This window comes from Rufibacter radiotolerans, assembly GCF_001078055.1.
GTDB lineage: Bacteria > Bacteroidota > Bacteroidia > Cytophagales > Hymenobacteraceae > Nibribacter > Nibribacter radiotolerans.
The window spans coordinates 1,558,550-1,576,259 of the sequence record NZ_CP010777.1 but is presented as its reverse complement, the minus strand read 5'-3'; the positions used below and the strand labels follow the sequence as shown (position 1 = coordinate 1,576,259).

At 51.3% G+C, this 17,710-nt stretch carries 16 protein-coding genes; 4 read left to right on the top strand and 12 right to left on the bottom strand.

What is annotated here, in order from left to right; translation table 11 throughout:
• Positions 1-30: 30 nt before the first annotated feature.
• Positions 31-2,568 (bottom strand): ABC transporter permease, encoded by a 2,538-nt coding sequence (locus TH63_RS06560; RefSeq protein ID WP_048920252.1) that lies wholly within the window; start codon positions 2,566-2,568, stop codon positions 31-33.
• 103 nt (positions 2,569-2,671) lie between these two features.
• A complete protein-coding gene (locus TH63_RS06555) occupies positions 2,672-3,361 on the bottom strand; it encodes an ABC transporter ATP-binding protein (RefSeq protein ID WP_048920251.1) in 690 nt (229 codons plus the stop codon).
• 282 nt (positions 3,362-3,643) lie between these two features.
• Between TH63_RS06555 and TH63_RS06550 the strand changes: the two genes are divergently transcribed.
• Both TH63_RS06550 and TH63_RS06545 read left to right on the top strand, forming a co-directional pair.
• Positions 3,644-4,192, top strand: a complete 549-nt coding sequence (locus TH63_RS06550; protein WP_316931953.1) for an arylesterase — start codon at positions 3,644-3,646, stop codon at positions 4,190-4,192.
• 283 nt (positions 4,193-4,475) lie between these two features.
• Complete coding sequence (locus TH63_RS06545) at positions 4,476-4,892, top strand: hypothetical protein (RefSeq protein ID WP_156180439.1); 417 nt, start codon at positions 4,476-4,478, stop codon at positions 4,890-4,892.
• Between the two features lie 135 nt (positions 4,893-5,027).
• Here TH63_RS06545 and TH63_RS06540 read toward each other — a convergent pair whose 3' ends face one another.
• From TH63_RS06540 to TH63_RS06500, 9 genes are all read right to left on the bottom strand, one after another.
• Complete coding sequence (locus TH63_RS06540; protein WP_197088644.1) at positions 5,028-5,783, bottom strand: hypothetical protein; 756 nt, start codon at positions 5,781-5,783, stop codon at positions 5,028-5,030.
• A 656-nt stretch (positions 5,784-6,439) separates the two neighbouring features.
• Positions 6,440-7,453: a 3-deoxy-7-phosphoheptulonate synthase gene (gene aroF, locus TH63_RS06535; RefSeq protein WP_048920247.1), complete on the bottom strand. Its 1,014-nt coding sequence runs from the start codon at positions 7,451-7,453 to the stop codon at positions 6,440-6,442.
• Between the two features lie 9 nt (positions 7,454-7,462).
• Positions 7,463-8,239 carry a tryptophan synthase subunit alpha gene (gene trpA / locus TH63_RS06530; RefSeq protein WP_048920246.1) on the bottom strand — a complete coding sequence of 259 codons (777 nt, stop codon included), beginning with the start codon at positions 8,237-8,239 and terminating at the stop codon, positions 7,463-7,465.
• Complete coding sequence (gene trpB / locus TH63_RS06525) at positions 8,226-9,422, bottom strand: tryptophan synthase subunit beta (protein WP_048920245.1); 1,197 nt, start codon at positions 9,420-9,422, stop codon at positions 8,226-8,228. Before trpB ends, trpA begins: the two co-directional genes overlap by 14 nt.
• Positions 9,423-9,490: 68 nt before the next feature.
• Complete coding sequence (locus TH63_RS06520) at positions 9,491-10,126, bottom strand: phosphoribosylanthranilate isomerase (RefSeq protein ID WP_048920244.1); 636 nt, start codon at positions 10,124-10,126, stop codon at positions 9,491-9,493.
• A gap of 223 nt (positions 10,127-10,349) precedes the next feature.
• Complete coding sequence (gene trpC / locus TH63_RS06515; protein ID WP_048920243.1) at positions 10,350-11,165, bottom strand: indole-3-glycerol phosphate synthase TrpC; 816 nt, start codon at positions 11,163-11,165, stop codon at positions 10,350-10,352.
• Positions 11,166-11,216: 51 nt separating this feature from the next.
• Complete coding sequence (trpD, locus tag TH63_RS06510) at positions 11,217-12,233, bottom strand: anthranilate phosphoribosyltransferase (protein WP_048920242.1); 1,017 nt, start codon at positions 12,231-12,233, stop codon at positions 11,217-11,219.
• A complete protein-coding gene (locus TH63_RS06505; protein WP_048920241.1) occupies positions 12,230-12,853 on the bottom strand; it encodes an anthranilate synthase component II in 624 nt (207 codons plus the stop codon). The genes trpD and TH63_RS06505 overlap by 4 nt, the downstream gene beginning before the upstream one ends.
• 98 nt (positions 12,854-12,951) lie before the next feature.
• A complete protein-coding gene (locus TH63_RS06500; protein WP_048920240.1) occupies positions 12,952-14,364 on the bottom strand; it encodes an anthranilate synthase component I family protein in 1,413 nt (470 codons plus the stop codon).
• A 452-nt stretch (positions 14,365-14,816) separates the two neighbouring features.
• Between TH63_RS06500 and TH63_RS06490 the strand changes: the two genes are divergently transcribed.
• Positions 14,817-15,722, top strand: a complete 906-nt coding sequence (locus TH63_RS06490) for a DUF2279 domain-containing protein (protein ID WP_082161576.1) — start codon at positions 14,817-14,819, stop codon at positions 15,720-15,722.
• A gap of 5 nt (positions 15,723-15,727) precedes the next feature.
• On the opposite strand, the gene TH63_RS06485 is transcribed toward TH63_RS06490, so the two are convergent.
• A complete protein-coding gene (locus TH63_RS06485) occupies positions 15,728-16,396 on the bottom strand; it encodes an acetoacetate decarboxylase family protein (protein ID WP_048920238.1) in 669 nt (222 codons plus the stop codon).
• Between the two features lie 192 nt (positions 16,397-16,588).
• On the opposite strand from TH63_RS06485, the gene TH63_RS06480 reads away from it, so the two are divergent.
• Positions 16,589-17,548, top strand: a complete 960-nt coding sequence (locus tag TH63_RS06480) for a Smr/MutS family protein (protein WP_048920237.1) — start codon at positions 16,589-16,591, stop codon at positions 17,546-17,548.
• Positions 17,549-17,710: the final 162 nt, after the last annotated feature.

Here is a 17,710-nt window from a genome sequence, read left to right as displayed (position 1 = left end):
TTTTAACGGTTAATCTAAGGAAAAGATTGATTAGGCCTCAGACCGCAATACTTCCAATGGTGACCGGTTTACCACGCCGCGGCTGTTGAACAGGCCAATGGCTACGGTGAGCAGGGAAATAACCAGGAACAACACCAGCACCGGCAAAAGATTGGGTGAAAACGAGGTCTCAAAGCTGTATTTGGCCAGGGCCCAACTTCCGGCTAAGGAAAGCACAATGCCCGTTCCGGCCGCCAATGCGCCCAGGAAGAAGTACTCCAGGGCCGTGATGGCATAAATCTGTTTGCGGCTGGCCCCCAGGGTACGCAGCAGCACGCTTTCCTGCATGCGCTGGTACTTACTAATGAGCACCGAGGAGATGAGGACCACCAATCCTGTAATAATGCTGAAGCCGGCCATAAACCTGATCACAAACCCGATCTTGCTCAACAGCTCATCCATCACGCTCAGGATCAACTCCAGGTCCACAATGGAAAGCGTAGGGAATTTCTGCACCACAGCCTGCTGGAACCTGGCCGAGGCCGCCGCGGAAGGAACCTTGGTCATGAGCACATGGAACTGCGGGGCACTTTCCAGCACACCTGCCGGAAAAACCACCCTGAAATTGGTCTGGATGCGGTTCCAGTCTACTTTCCTGAAACTGCCCACCACCGTGGGAATCAGGGCGCCCTGCACGTTGAACAAGATCTTATCCCCTATATTAAGTTTACTGCGTTCGGCGTAGCTTTCTTCAATGGAAACATACACGGTGTCATCCGGCGATCGCACGTTCCCCCACCAGGTGCCCTGGGTTATTTTCTCGGTTTCAGAGAGGGTGTCGCGGAAGGTTGACCTAATTTCCCGTTGGAATGCCCTGATGGAGATGCCGGAGGTACTGTCCTTTTTCACGTCCTCAGCGGTTTGCCCGTTCACTTCCTCAATGCGCATGGTCACGATGGGAACCTGTTGAATGACCGGCAGCCCCTGTTGGCGGGTTAAAGCGGCCACAGCTTCGCGTTGCCCAGTCTGAATGTCAAACAGGACCATGTTGGGTTGGTTTTCGCGGGCGGCCAAAGTAATACGGTCCAGGAGGATGTTTTGCACGAAAAACAGGGTACAGATAAAGGCCGTGCCCAGCCCGATGGAGACAATAAGAATCAGCGTCTGGTTATTGGGCCGGAACAGGTTGGCCAACCCCTGCCGCCACAGATAACTCCAGGAATCTGGGAAGAACCTTCTGACGGTCCACATAAGGCCGGCGGCAATCCCTACCAAGACCAGGAAACCAATTAGAACCCCGCCGGTAAAGTAAAGGGCTTCTTTCCATTTCTCGGTCTGCAGATAGGTAAACCCGAAGATGAATAGTAAGATGAGCCCGTACACAACCCATTTCAACGGGTCTTTAAACAGGCTGGTATGCTCCAATGACAGGCGCAGGGTATTCAGGGGCGATACGTTTCTGATGCTCACCAAAGGCAGCAAAGAGAACAGCAAGGAAATACCCAAGCCAAGCCCAACCCCCTGCAAAATGGCCAACCAGGAAATGCCCGCCGTAATCTCAATGGGCAGCAGGTCCTGCAATACCTTGGGCAACAGTTGCTGCACCGCAGTACCCAGAATGGCCCCGATCACCGATCCTATCAACCCGATTCCCAGAATCTGGATCACGTAAATGAGAAAGGCTTGGCTCCCGCTCACCCCCAGGCACCGCAGAATGGCAATGGAACTGAGCTTTTCGCGCATGTATACGTGAATGGCGCTGGCCACACCAATGCTACCCAACAGCAGGGCAATAAAGCCTACCAAGGCTAGGAAACCTGTAAGGTCCTTGAAGGAACGGCCCATTTCTTCGCGCTGCGTTTCAATGGTCTCGGTGTTCAAAGATTCCTTCTCCAGCCTAGGCTCCAACTTCTCTACCAGCTTTTTTACGTTGACCTGGTTGTCATATTTGTAGTAAAACAGATAGTTGATACGGCTGCCTTTCTGCTCCAATCCGGTTTGGGAGAGGTATTGCAGGGGAATATACACCGCCGGGGCCACCGTGGCAGAGATACCGGTCTGACCGGGGGCCTTATTCAGAATGCCGGCAATCTGAAAGGTAAGCTCGCCTACCTTAATGGAATCTCCCACGCGGGCATTAAACTGCAGCATAAGGGTTTTATCTACCAAGGCCTGCCGCCCTTCCCTGAAACTTTGCGCTGACGCTACGGACGTAGTTTCCAAGCTTCCGTAATACGGAAATTCGCCCTGCAGGGCCCGCACCTGCACCAGCCGGGTGCCCAGGCTTCTGGGAAACAAGATCATGGAAGCGAAACTCCGCTCCTGCGACCGGCGCGTGCCCAGGGAATCCAGTAAGGGCAACATTTTGGGGTCGACCGGACGGTTGCTGCTGATGACCAGATCTGCGCCAATTAATTCCTTGGCCTGGCCGTCTATGTCTGCCCGCAGGTTATACCCGAAGGAGAAAATAGCCACCAATGCTGCTATGCCCAGAATAATGGAAGACACGAACAAGAGCAATCGGGACCTATTCTGTCGGCTATCGCGCCACGCCATTTTCATTAACCAGGGCAGGTTCAGTTTATTCATTTTTTATATGCTAAGGTGCTGTTATTACTGGAAGAACTGCCATTTCCGTTTTGAGCCTGTTTTTAGGAAAAAAGGCTCAAAAGGAGTGATGATCCTTTACCTCTCAAGCCACGCCCGTGGGTTCATCAGAAATTAGCTTACCCCCTTTTACCTTGAGAATGCGTTGGGTTTTGGCGGCCAGATCTACATCATGGGTAACCAGCACCAGGGTAGTGCCGGCCTCGCGGTTCAGGTCGAAGATGAGTTTGACTACCTTCTCGCTGGTCTCGGTGTCCAGGTTGCCCGTGGGTTCATCGGCGAAGAGGATTTTTGGTCGGTTGGAGAAGGCCCGGGCCAAAGACACGCGCTGCTGTTCGCCGCCCGACAACTGCGCCGGGTAGTGGTGAGACCGGTCAGACAACCCTACTTTGTCCAGCAGTTCCAGGGCGCGGGGCTTGATGTGTTTCTCCCCTCTCAGTTCCAGCGGCACCATCACGTTCTCCAGGGCCGTGAGCGTGGGCAGCAACTGGAAATTCTGGAAGATAAAGCCCACATATTGGTTTCTAACCTGCGCCCGAGCATCTTCATTGAGCGTGTCTAACCTGATTCCGTTCAGTTCTACCAAGCCGGAAGTGGAACTGTCTAAGCCCGCGCATAAGCCCAGCAACGTGGTTTTTCCGCTCCCAGACGGCCCCACAATGGCTACGGTGGAGCCTTCCGTAATAGAGAAATTGATATGGTCCAGCACCGTGAGGGTCTGGCCGGTGCTTTGGTAGGTTTTGGTGAGGTCCTGTATATGAAGAATAGGTGTCACAAGCGTTGGTTAAAGGTAATAGAAGAGCAAATGGCGTAAACGCCCGCGGAAAGTTACATAACCAACCGCTAAATACATTGTTTAAACCTCTAACGCTCAAAATGAGTTATATGTACGTTCTTTGTACCAACAGGAAACCTAATTACCATGTATAAAACAAACCTATTGTACTTCTTGCTGCTTCTTGGCTGGCTTTTGGCTGGTTGCTCAGGCAAGGAGGAATCAAAGGGCAAGGAACAGGCTGGCCCTTCAGAAGAAACAACCGCAAACGCTGCCCCTACTATGAAAACAATCCTCTTTTTTGGCAATAGCCTCACGGCTGGTTATGGTCTGGATGCGTCTGAATCTTTCCCTTCGCTCATTCAAAAGAAAATAGATAGCCTTAACCTGCCTTACAAAGCCATCAACGCCGGCCTGAGCGGCGAGACCTCGGCGGGTGGAAAGAATCGTATTGATTGGTTGCTGCGCCAGAAGATAGACGTGTTTGTGCTGGAACTGGGCGCTAACGACGGATTGCGAGGCATCTCACCCGCAGAAACCAAGAAAAACCTGCAGGCCATCATTGACAAGGTGAAAGCCAAATACCCAGAGGCGGTGTTAATAATGGCCGGCATGGAAGTCCCCCCCAGCATGGGTGGCAAATACGCCAGCGAGTTCAGGACTATCTTTCGGCAACTGGCCGAGGAAAACAACATGGCGCTGGTCCCCTTCCTGCTGGACGGCGTGGGCGGAGTACGCACTCTAAACCAACAGGACGGCGTGCACCCTACCGCCGAGGGTCAAAAGATTTTGGCTAATAATGTTTGGAAGGTTCTGCAGCCTGTGCTGTAAAACTAAAGCGGTTTTTAGTGAATTCCCGTTTCGGGGCTGTTTAATAAAAAACAGCCCCGAAACGGGAATTATGATTTTAAGAGAATTGGTCACAAATTGCCTGAGGCTTCTATTTATCCCTGGATTTAAAAGCTCTATCTTGAACGGTAAATAGCTCTGGACGCAAAGCTTGGCATAGGTAAAGCAATGAGAGATAGATTTAACCTTCGTACATAATGCAAATAAACCGAACAACTTTGCTTAGTAGGTAATTGAGTGTAATTAATAAAAAAGAAATGCCTTCATGAGCTTTAAAAACTTAATTATATTATTGTTTAGTTCAGCACTCCTTGGATGCTCTGATATACGAGATTGTAATTGCCTAGATTATAATGAAGTATTAATACAAGAATTAAAATCCTCCGCGAATATCATTAAGCTTACAAAGGTTGAACAAGGAGCGTTTGGGAGTACAATTAATTTGAAAGTATGCAATACTTCAAACATGCTCATTGAAGAGATTGGATTAAGAGGCGATGATTATTTGCCGACAATTGATAGCATAACTGGTAAAAAAATCTTTATACATTATTCATTTCCATCAAATAACAATTCAGACCCAATAGATCGAGATTTAAAGTTTGAAAGTGTAGCTTTGGGTGAGGCATTACTTGATAGTAGCTCTTTGAGATTCAGCTATATGTTTAAGAATAAAAAGTAACTCCACCCAACAAGGCATAAAGGTCACCTCGGCTGACGGCCTGCGCCGTTGTTTATACTAGTCGTTAAAGCTATAAACCCCTCCCCTGTTTTGGGCCTGTTTTCCAGAAAACAGGCCCAAAACAGGAAAAAGAAATTACCCAGCTATTAGCTGCAACTGAGTAGAAATTTCCACCAATGGTAATCCATCTTTCTCAAGCTGAGTAGCCAGGGAGTCCAGATCAGAAAGGCTTTCCAACACGAAATACCTGTCAGTTTCCCCAAACTTGTAGGGTTGACCTAAGATTTCTTCCAGAACAGCCGGTTGCCAGGCATTCTCTCTTTTAAGAGCAGCCTCCCCTTCCGGAGCATTGGAAAGCAGGTAGGCGCCAAATAAGGTCACCTTTCCGTCCTGGTCGCGCAGCAAGCCGTTGCCCAACACATGCTGGGCCAGGCGCCAAAGCAACTCCGTAGCGGCTGGGTCTTTGTAGTGCAAAGACAGTTGCCCAATTCGCTCCATAAAGTTGGCTACCTCAGGTTGCAACAACCACGGCAATTGGCTGAACACATCCTGGAACAGGTCTTTATTGCCTTGTAGGCGCAGATCGGCGTCTGGGTGCAGGCGCAAAGAGGTAACCGCGGGAAATTTCTGTTTCGCCCATTTGGCCAGCACCTGGCGGGGCCGTAAGGGTTCTTCTACCGCTACTACCTCCCATTCGCTTTTCTGCTCGCGTAAATGGAAATTGAGTTTCTGGAAATCAGGAATGAAATAAGCCTTTAGCTCCAGCGCATTGACCCCCGCCCAAAAGGGCGCAGAAACCACGGCAGAAAGAGCTTCTGACCGTTTGGTGTACAAGATGTTCCAGGTCTGTTGTTGCTGGATAGAGTACAGGTGATAAGGTTGCTGATACATGGCAGTAGGCATAAAAAAAGCCTGGCCCCGTTTCCGGAGCCAAGCTGTATAGTAGGTTCTTAATTTCTTGTTTATCTCAATCAATTTTCACCCAATATTGTCCCCGCTCCGGTACGCTCTGCGTACGGTTTCAGATTGACAATCATTAGAATTTGGGTGCATGTTTTCATAACTGAGACGAATATCAAAAATACCTTTTAAGAATGCAAATTTTTACTCAGGATTTTTTTTTGAGCTAAGCTTATTTGTTGAATCATTTTGGCAAAGTAAGGAATAAACTTCGCCTTAGAATCTAGAATTTTCTGCTCCTATTTTGTCAAATCTCCCCCCTTTGTCATCTGGAAGGATCTTTTGGGCGAACTAGAAAAGCAATGGTTCATTCCAATAGCCTAGAAGTATTCTTTCGTACCATCTTCTGAGGCTTTTCCTATTCAAGGCGTTTACTCAACTGTCATTACCGTTTGCCACCAAGATCCTTTCAGGATGACAAATTGGAGAAGGCAGGGATAGAAAAAACAAGGAAGAGTCTGAAAAAGAAAGAGTCAAAGTTAAAGCCAAAACCGGAGAAGGCAGAGACAGGAATACCAGAGCCAGAACAAACGCCTTAAACAAAGAAGGCGGAGACAGCGTGAACAAGCTGCTCTGCTCTATAAATTCTACACCAACTCTTTCCGAAGTTCAAACACCTTCCGCATCTTCCTGATCATGCGTTCAGATTCTGTGAAGCTTAGGGTCTGGGCGCCGTCTGAAGCAGCTTCTTCGGGCTTTTCATGGGTTTCGTATATGATTCCGTCGGCACCGGCCATGATGGCGGCCAGGGCCATGGGCTCCACGTACTCGCGTATGCCTATGCCGTGCGATGGGTCCACGATCACGGGTAGGTGCGTCTTTTCCTTGAGAATGGGAATGGCGTTAAGGTCTAAGGTGTTACGGCTGGCCGTTTCATAGGTGCGGATCCCACGCTCGCAGAGCATGAGCTTTTCATTGCCCCCGGAGAAAATGTATTCAGCGGAGTACAGCAGTTCATCAATGGTGCCGGAGATACCGCGTTTCAATAGCACGGGTTTGTCTACCTTGCCCAGTTCATCCAGGAGGTTGAAGTTCTGGGTGTTTCTTGCCCCTACCTGAAAAATATCGGTGTATGGTTCCATGGGCGCAATCTGCGATACCTGCATTACCTCAGTGACTACTTTTATCCCGGCCTGACGGCACAAGTCATAGAACATTTTCAAGCCTTCCAGGCCCATGCCCCTGAAAGAATAAGGCGAGCTGCGCGGCTTGAAAACCCCGCCCCGCATAAAGCGCACGTTCTGTGACACCAAGTGCTGGATGGTTTTCTCAATCTGTTCTTCGCTTTCAATAGAGCAAGGGCCGGCCATAAGCGCCAGTTCGCCTTCCTTTATCTGCAGACCATCCCCGAAGTCAATCACCGTGGGGTTCACTTTCCATTTACGGGACACCAACCGGTAGTCATCTGAGACTATGTGAATGTCTTTGATGCCGGGCAAATGCCCGATGGCGCGCACGTCAAATTCGGCTTTGCCGGTGCCTACCAGGTAATGGCCGGCCTGGGTAATCACCTCGGTGGTTTTATATTTGAGGGCGTTGGCCTTGTTGATGATCGCCTCTTTTTCCGCTGCCCCTATGTTGGGTTGTAATTGAATAAGCATGGTTCTGGTTTATTTGATGGACTGCAAGAAGCCCCGCACGTTTTCCCGTAGTTCGCCGGGCTGCTGCAGCGCTTTGATAAAGGCACTTCCAATAATAGCCCCGTTAGCCGACTGACAGGCCAGTTCAAAGGAAGGCTTGTCCCCTATCCCGAAGCCAATCAGCAAGGGGTTCTTCAGGCCCATGCCTCTTACTTTGGAAAAATAGGCCTGCTGGGCATCGCCGGTCTGTACGGCACCGCCCGTGGTGCTGGCGCTGGACACCATGTAGATAAAGGAATCTGTAAGGGCGTCAATCTGCCGGATGCGGTTTTCTGCGGTCTGCGGCGTAATCAGGAAAATAAGGCTCAGGCCATACTTTTCTAATACAGGCTTGTATTCCTCTTCATACTCCGCAAACGGAAGGTCGGGTAGAATAAGGCCGTCTACCCCTACGCGGGCTGCCTCCTCGCAAAAGCGCTCAAACCCATACTGGAGCACCGGGTTCAGATAGCCCATCAAAATGATAGGCACCGTTACCTTTTCCCGCACGCCGGCTAGTTGCTGGAACAGTTTCTTCACTGACATGCCATTTTCCAGGGCCACCTGGTTGCTGGCCTGAATGGTGGGCCCATCGGCTAAAGGATCTGAGAAAGGCATACCGATCTCCACCAGGTCTGCGCCTGAGGCCTCCAATTCTTCTAAAATAGTAACCGTGTCTTCTAACTTCGGGAAGCCGGCGGTGAAGTAAACGTTAAGCAGGTTGCCTTTTTTCTCCTGGAACAGCCGGGTAAGTCTATTGTTGGCCATCTTGTTGTTCAAAATAAGTAAGAATGGTATTGAGGTCTTTGTCGCCGCGGCCCGAAAGGTTGATCACCACCACTTTATCTGGGCCGGCGTTCAGTTCTTTCAAGGCAGCCAGGGCGTGCGAGGTTTCAATGGCGGGAATAATGCCTTCCAGGCGACTGAGTTCCTTCAGGGCTTCCATGGCCTCAGCGTCTGTAATGGCGATAAAGCGGGCACGCCCGGTCTGGGCCAAATGCGCGTGCTGCGGCCCTACGCCAGGGTAATCTAAGCCCGCCGAAATGGAATACGGCTCCGTGATCTGTCCGTCCTCGGTTTGCATGAGCAAGGTCTTGCTTCCATGGATAATCCCGGTTTTACCCAGAATAGACGTGGCCGCAGAGTGCCCCGAGTTCACGCCTAAACCGGCGGCTTCCACGGCTACCAACTGCACGCTGGGTTCATCCAGGAAATGGTAGAAAGCACCGGCGGCGTTAGAGCCACCGCCCACGCAGGCCACCACGTAATCTGGTAACTCGCGGCCTTCTTTCTCCATTAACTGCTTTCTTATTTCCTCAGAGATCACGCTCTGGAAACGGGCCACCATGTCTGGGTACGGGTGCGGCCCTACCACAGAGCCAATGATGTAATGGGTATCTTCGGGGTGGTTGATCCAGTCCCGGATGGCCTCGTTGGTGGCGTCTTTCAGGGTTTGGCTACCGGAAGTCACAGGTACCACCGTAGCGCCTAACAAACGCATTTTCTCCACGTTGGGGCGTTGGCGCTCGGTATCAATCTTGCCCATGTACACAATGCACTCCAGCCCGGCGAGGGCGCAAACGGTGGCCGTGGCCACGCCGTGCTGACCAGCCCCGGTCTCCGCAATGATGCGGGTTTTGCCCAGCCGTTTGGCCAGCAGGATCTGCCCCACGGTGTTGTTGATCTTATGGGCCCCGGTATGGTTCAGGTCCTCGCGCTTGAGGTAGATTTTGGTGTTGTATTTTTCAGACAGGCGTTTGGCCAGGTACAGGGGCGTAGGTCTGCCCACGTAATCGCGCAGCAAGTCCTGCATCTCCTCCTGAAACCCTTCTTCCTGAATAATGGTCAAATACTTTTCCCGCAGTTCTTCAACGTTGGGGTAGAGCATCTCGGGGATAAAGGCTCCCCCAAATTGGCCGTAATAGCCACGCTCATTTACTCCGTATTCCATAGTTTTTGCTTTAAGATTGTGTGGCCGCCTAATGCTGGCCTTTTGCTAGTAGAAGTCTTGTCAAATTGCTACGCCCTTAACTTCTGAATAAACTCCTGCACCCTTTTCACGTCTTTCAGGCCCGGCTGAATCTCAAATTTGCTGTTCAGGTCTACGCCGTACAGTTGTGGCAACCGCAAGGCTTTGATCTCGTCCAGGTGTTCCAGGTCTATGCCCCCGCTTAGGAAAAAAGGAACCTGGTACTCATAGCCTTGCAGCAGATTCCAGTTGAACCGATGGCCGTTTCCGCCGGGGTTGGCACCGCTGGCATCAAACAGGAAAAAGTCGCAACACTGCACGTACTCTTCCAGTTGGCTAAAATCAAAGCCTTCGCCTACCCTAAAGGCTTTCATGACGGTGAGGCCAGAATCTTTAAGCTCATGGCAGATCTGGGGCGTTTCATGGCCGTGCAATTGTACCATCTCCAGGCCCAGGTCGGTTACTTTCTGCAATACCACTTCTACCTCTTCATCTACAAACACGCCCACCTTGCTGGTGCCTTGCTTGAAAATGGAGGAAAAAACGGCCCACTGGGTGGTAATGAAACGGGGGGACTTTTCGTAGAAAATAAAGCCCACATAATCTGGCTGAAGCAACAAGAGGTCTTCTATGTTCTCTGTGTACTTCATGCCGCATACCTTTATTCTAAGGTTTCTGTTTGGCATTCTATGTTTAATTGAAGTTTGTCTGTTAGTCGGTCTGGTGCAGTTGCGGAAGATACAGGTTAGGTAAACCCAGCAGCTGGTAGTATAAGTATGGTTGGTGTTTTGAGGCTGTTTTCAGAAAAACGGCCCTAAAACGGGTTGTACTAAAAAGATAACCTGGCAAATTCCCCGTTTGCCTTTATCCCCATAATAGTACAAGAATACAAAATTATATCTCAGTTTGTTAAACCGGCTGTCCTTGCCTAAGCTTTTTGAGTTCGTCAATAAAAGCGGCGCAGGCTTTTTCCGGCCTGGTTTGCTTCATAAAGGTTTCACCCATTAAAAATCCTTCATAACCGTACTGTCTCAGCTCCATAATAGAGGAAGCCTCGCTTAAGCCACTCTCTGATATTTTCACAAATTCATCAGGAATGAAGCTAGCCAATTCTTTGGATATGTCAATACTCACCGAGAAATCATGCAGGTTGCGGTTGTTCACGCCCACCAGGTCTACGTGGGGGGTAAGCGTGCGCTCCAGCTCTTCACGGTTGTGTACCTCCAGAAGCACCTCCAGTTGCAGGGAATGGGCAAACTGGGCCAGTCGCTCTACTTCCTCCTTGGTCAAAATAGCCGCGATCAACAAAATGGCATCGGCGCCGATGGACTTGGCCTCCAGGATCTGGTATTCCTCCACCACGAAGTCTTTGCGCAGGATGGGGCAGAAATTGAATTTACGAGCCGTGGTCAGGTCTTCGCTTTTGCCGCCAAAGAAGGCAGTATCTGTGAGCACCGACAGCGCCGAGGCCCCCGCCTGCATATACCCGATGGTAGTGCGCTCTACCGGGGCGTAGGCATTCAACATCCCCTTAGAAGGCGACTTGCGCTTGTATTCGGCAATGATCCCATTCAGGTCGGGGCGCTGCACGTACTTGCGAAGCGACACCGGCTGCGAGGTAAAATACAGGCTTCGCTCCAATAGGGCCGTGGGCACCAGATTTTTGCGGTCTGCTACTTCCTGGCGTTTATGGGCAACAATCTGGTCTAGAATAGTGGATGACATAGGGTAAGGCGTAAAGAAATGGTCAAGGAAAAAGAAGCAAAGGTTAAAGTGCTAAGCGTTTTCCGGCGTTAATGTTTTTTGGGTGGCCAGTAAATCCTGGAACGTTTTGAGCGCTAAACCATTAGTTAAGGTGTGCCGCGCTTTCTGCAAGGCCTCGGGTAAGGTGATCCGCTCATCGGCACAGAAAATGCCCAGGCCGGCATTGGCCACCACGGCATCCTGTTGGGCCGCAGTCCCCCGCCCTTCCAGAACCTGCATGAAAATAGCGGCCGCGTCTTCCACGGTATCGCCACCGGCTAAGTCACTGGCCTGATAGGTAGGCAGCCCCAGGTCTGAGGGTTGAAGGATCTTTTCTCCTTGCGGGGTCACCAATTTAAAGGCACCTGTTAAGGAGATTTCATCATAGCCATCCAGGGCATGGAGCAGCACAAAACGCTTGCCCGTCTGTTGGTACAGATAGGTGTACAAACGCAGCAGCTCCAGACTAAACACCCCCACCAACTGGAAATGCGGCTTGGCCGGATTGATCATAGGGCCCAGCATGTTGAAGAAGGTCTTTACGCCCAATTCCTTTCTAATAGGGGCTACTTCTTTCATGGCCGGGTGAAACAGCGGCGCGTGCATAAAGCAGAGGTTTGTCTGCTCTAATTGCGCCCGCAGAACCGCGCTGTCATCTGTGAATTCATAGCCTAGGTGCGCCATCACATTGGAAGATCCGCAGATGGAAGAAACCCCGTTGTTGCCGTGCTTGGCCACTTTATACCCGGCCCCGGCCACTACAAAAGAAGACAGGGTAGAGATATTGAAGGTGTCTTTGCCGTCGCCGCCGGTGCCGCAGAGGTCAATCACCTGGTCGGTGCCCAGGTCTGGCAGCAGGCAGAGTTCCAGCATGGCTTCCCTGAACCCCTCCAACTCCTGCACGGTAATGTTGCGCATGAGGTAAACGGTCATAAACGCCGCCATCTGGCTGGGGTTGCATTGGCCCTGGGTCATGTTCAGGAGCACCTCGCGGGCGACTTCCTTAGACAGGGTCTTATGTTCAATTAGTTGCTGAAGTATCTGTTTCATAGGGTGATGGAAGCGGCGTAAGAAGTCCATTTATTTACCCGTTTTACAGGGTTTTGCAACCAGTTCTGGAGCATGTCTTTGCCGTAATCTGTGAGAATGGACTCTGGGTGGAACTGCACGCCGCACACGTCATATTTCTTATGCCGAATGGCGAGCACCGCCCCTCTCTCGTCTACCGCCGTCACCTGCAGCGTGGCCGGAACAGACTTGGGCACTACCGTCCAAGAGTGGTAACGGGCTACTTTGAACGTGTTGGGCAGTTGCTTGAACATAGGGTCCTCGTTGTCTACTACCCGCATGGTAGAGGCAATTCCGTGCAGTACTTCGGTCATGTTGGAAAGCTCCGCCCCAAAGGCCTCGGCAATAGCCTGGTGGCCCAGGCACACCCCCATAATGCGCTTGGTTGGGGCATACCGCTTTAAGAGTTCAGGCATGATACCCGCCTCACTGGGCACGCCCGGCCCCGGCGACAACAGAATCACGTCAAACTGGTCTACCGCGTCCAAAGATATCTGGTCGTTGCGGTGCACTTCCACCTGGTCTCCGTACCCCAGTTCCCGGAGCAGCTGCACCAGGTTGTAGGTAAAAGAATCGTAATTATCTAAGACTAAGATCTTCATGTCAAAAAGGGTTTGTCTGTTGTTAGTCTGGCTTGGTTAGCTGTTTTGGGGCTGTTTTTCTCATAACACACCAAAAACAGAAATAAATCATTTTATCACTAAATTGTGGTAGCCCGCTCAAGGGCCTTGCGCAGGGCAGCCAGTTTGTGGTGCACCTCGTTCAGTTCTGAGCGGGTATCTGACTTGGCCACTACCCCCGCCCCGGCCTGGTAATACAACTTGTTTTTCACGCTCAGGAATGACCGGATCATGATGGCGTGGTTGAAGTCGCCGCCAAAGCCCAGGTAGCCAATGCAACCGCCGTAATACCCGCGGCCTGTGGGTTCCAGGCTGTCTATGAGCGTCAAGGCCCGGTGCTTGGGCGCCCCTGAGAGCGTACCCGCCGGAAAGGTATCTGCCACCATTTGTAAAGAACCACTTGCTTTGGGCAACCGGGCCGTCACTTTAGACACCAGGTGAATCACGTGGGAATAGTACTGCACCTCCTTGAACACCTCCACTTTCACCTCATCACCGTGGCGGCTTAGGTCATTGCGAGCCAGGTCTACCAGCATCACGTGCTCGGCGTTCTCTTTGGGGTCATCATACAATTTCTGGGCCAGCTCGGCATCGGCGGCGTCATTGCCTGTGCGCTTGAAGGTGCCGGCAATAGGGAAAATGCTGGCCGTGTCATTCTTGATGAGTAGCTGCGCCTCCGGCGATGACCCGAAGATCTTGAAGTTGCCGTAGTCAAAGTAAAACAGGTATGGCGAGGGGTTGATGGAACGCAGGGCCCGGTACACATTGAACTCATCGCCTTGGAACGACTGCGAAAACCGCCGGGAAAGCACGATCTGGAACACATTGCCCAAGTGGCAGTGGCGCTTTCCTTCCTCGATGACCCTCAGGAACTCCTCATCCGTCTGGTTGGTGGTTTCCTCGCCTGACAGTGTGAACTGGAACATGGGGAAGTTCTTGTTTCTGATCAGATTCTCCAGTTCGTTCAGGCCGTCGTTTTGGGGCTGATTTTCCAGAAAATGCTCAAAAATATAGAGTTGGTTTTTGAAGTGGTCAATGGCAATTACATACCGGAAGGCTTGATACAGAATCTCGGGCATCTCGGGGTGAGCCGTCTCCTTTTCCTGCAGCTCTACTTGCTCATAGTACTGCACCGCCTCAAAAGACATGTAGCCAAACAACCCGTTCTGGATAAATCCGAAAGGCTGGGCCTCAGACTTGAACCGGCCGCAGTAGGCCTGCAGAATATCTACCGCGTCGCGCTTGGTGGTCAGGGTCTGCTCCTCCACGCTGCCGTCCGGGAATGACTGACGCAGCACGCTGTCTTTCAACCGGAACTCGGCAATAGGCTCGCAGCAGATATAGCTAAAGCTGTTTTCATGCCCGTGGTAGTCTGAGCTTTCCAGCAGCAGGCAATTCTGGTATTTATCGCGTAGCTGCAGGTAAATGCCCACCGGGGTAACGGTGTCTGCCAGCAGGTGGCGGTATTGCGTTTGTAAGGTGTAGGTTTTCATAAAGTGCATTAAAAAAGGCTTGCCGTTTTATATGAACAGCAAGCCTTTTTGGATATGGGCAAGTTTAGAATAGGCAATAGCCTGCTGTTCACGAATCTTCCGATTGGTGCCACCAACACTGCATTGCGTTCTTCTGTCCTGATTTCATTTTTTCTTTTGTTTTGAATTTGTACCCCCTTAGAAACACCAAAGGCCCGGGTGAATCCGAGCCTTGTTCTATATTGCATTTCTGCACAGCAAGCGGTTCACCCATCAGATTTGACGTGCGTGCCACCAGGCGTTGTGCAGAATTTGGGTCATGTTCATGTTGCAAATATACCGGCTGGTTTTTCAATAGCAAGAAAATCCTTCAAAAAATCTGCCGTTTGCTTGAAAGAAACATTCTAAGAAGGATTCTGTACTTTTAAACCGTGCAAACCCACTCATTCCGTTTTCTAACCTTTCTCCTTGTTATGCTTTCAGGGCTGGGCCTTCCTTTACAGGAGGCGCGGGCGCAGTCTACCTATACCCTGGACACCCTTTCCGGCGCCCCCATAGACACCGTGAACCGGTTTTCCCGGCGGCTACCTTGGCTGGCGGCGGGTGGCACTACCCTATACGCCGGCGGACTGCTTCTACTTAATGAAGCCTGGTACCAGGACAAACCCCAGACCCGGTTCCATTGGTTTAACGATGCCGGTGAATGGAAACAGATGGACAAGGTGGGGCACTTCTGGGGTTCCTTTCATGAAAGCCGCCTGGGCGTAGATATGCTCCGCAAAGCGGGAGTGCCCGAAAAAAAAGCCATCTGGTACGGCGGGGCGCTGGGATTCCTGCTGCAGACCCCCATTGAATATTTTGATGGCCGCTCCCCCGACTACGGGGCCTCGCTCACTGACATCGCCGCCAATGCAGCGGGTTCCCTGGGCGTGATTGCGCAGCAGTTGGCCTGGGGCGAGATCAGGGTACAGCCAAAGTTCTCCTTTCACCGCACCCGCTACGCCCCGCTCCGGCCCAACGTGTTGGGCAAAGGCCCCTCTGAGGAATTCCTGAAAGACTACAACGGGCAAACCTACTGGCTAAGCGTGGACCTGGCCAAATTCCTGTCTACAGAGAGCAAGTGGCCAAAGTGGCTGAACCCGGCCGTGGGCTTGGGGGCCGAAGAGATGGTTTTCAATTACGCGGACGCCAACCGCGCCATCGGGCTATCAGCGTACCGGCAGTATTACCTGAGCGTGGATTTGAACTGGCAGGCTATTCCCACCCGCAGCAAATTCCTGAGAAGCGCCTTTTATGTCCTGTCTATCTTCAAGTTTCCGGCGCCGGCTTTGGAATACAGCATAAGGAAAGGCTTCCGGGCGCATGCCCTGTATTATTAAAAGTATTAGGGTTTATAAGGCAGCGCCTGTGCCTTCGGGAATACCATCTTGAAATCTGGAATGTACAGGGTCATTAAAGGCTTTAGTTGCTGCACCGGCGGGAAAAGCCGCGGGTCCGCAGACTGCGTTTTACTGGAGGCCCATTGCGCATGCCCTTGCAGGGTAGGTTTGGTTAAAAGCAGCTCAGTTCCTTTCAGTTGCATGACCCTGAACCAGGAAAACAACCAGGAATACAGCGGAACTTTGGGTCCTTTGGGCTGCACCTGCGCCTCAAAAAAGGTTTGCCCTTCGCGGCTCACGCCAATGTCTAGCCCGCCGGTTTTGTTGGGCTGGGTATTAAAGATGGCTCTCTCCTTTAAGATGCCCCAGTTTTCCCGCCCGTTCCAGACACTGTCATAGGTAGACACGTAGATTTTGGAGATGGTGAAGGTAAGCTTTCCGTTCATTTTGAACAGCCCCGGAATATAAAGCAGCTCCTGGTAGGGCCCCACCCCAGAAGACGTGTAGTCTACATACATGACCGCCCCAAAACCCGCCACGTAGGAGGCCGCCTGATACCCTGCCAGGAACCCGTACTTCTGGTTAAAGGCCTTGGTGATCGGGTAATACCAGATCACGCCGCTTCCCTCCAGTTGCCAGGGAGCAGGAGCCACGATATCTGGTACAAGTTCCATGTTATGAGCGGGTTAGTCTTTCTTATGAAAACGCCATTGCGCAGGGGTGGTTGTATATTAACGTTTGTTTTAGGCCCGTTTTCCAGAAAACTGGCCTAAAACAGAAAATCGGCCCCTCCCCTTCCTTTTGCGTATCTTTGTGGAGGACTGGGCGTTTTAAGCCTGTTTTCCCTAAATCAGACCAAAACCATCATGAATATAGGAGACCGCGTGCGGTTAATGCACGGCAAAGAAGAAGGAATCATTACCCGCTTTCTGGATAACAACCTGGTAGAGGTTGCCATTGACAATGACTTCACCATTCCGGTCATGCGCCGCGAGGTGGTGGTGATTGCCGCCGAGGAAGGCGAGATGTTCCGGAACGTACCCGCCCCCGAGGCCCCTAAAAAGGCCGCCCCGCCAGTGGTGCCTTCCACCGCGGTGGCCGGCATTTACATTGCCCTGGTGCACCAAACCGACGAGTTACTGGCGGTGCACATCGTGAACAACTCAGAGTTTGACTTGCTGTTCACCTACGGCGAGGAAACCGACAAAGGCTACAAGGCCCAAAACAACGACAAGCTCGTGCCCAAGAAAACCAAGCCGGTGGCGCACCTGCACCTGAACGACTTTGAAAAGTGGCCCGATTTGGTGGTGCAGTACCTGCAGCATAAACCGGGGTCTAACGCTATCCTGGAGCCGGTTACCCGTAAGCTCAAGTTCAAGGCGTCTTCGTTTTACAAAAGCAAGAAAACCGCTCCTGTTCTGCAGAAAGAAGGCTATGTTTTCCAACTGGATTCCAAACCAACCTTGGTGAACCCAGATATGATTCAGGAGCAGTTAACGGAATCTGCCGGCGCCGGCGAGAACCTAAAAGTGGCGGTGCCTAACCACGAGGTGGACCTGCACATTGAGAAGATCCTGCCCAACGAGGACCCCAAACTTATGAGCAACTCAGAGATCCTGCGCCAGCAGCTGAGTGTTTTCCAGGATAACCTGGATCGGGCCCTGGCCGCTAACATGCACGAGATCATCTTCATACATGGCACCGGCAACGGCGTCCTGAAAAAGGAGATCCAGAAGGTATTGAGCCGCAACCCGCACATCAAGTTCTATGAAGATGCGCGCAAAGAGAAGTTCGGCTACGGCGCCACCAGGGTGCAGTTGAAGTAATTGTTAATTGCTGATTGTTAATTGTTAATTGTTAAGTAAGCTACAAAGCGTTCTAAGGCTATTTTCCTTAAAACACCTTTAAAACGGAAGAGCCGCTTAGTTTCCTAAGCGGCTCTTCCGTTTATTCTTCTTTAGAAAAACAACCAACAACTAGCAATCAAC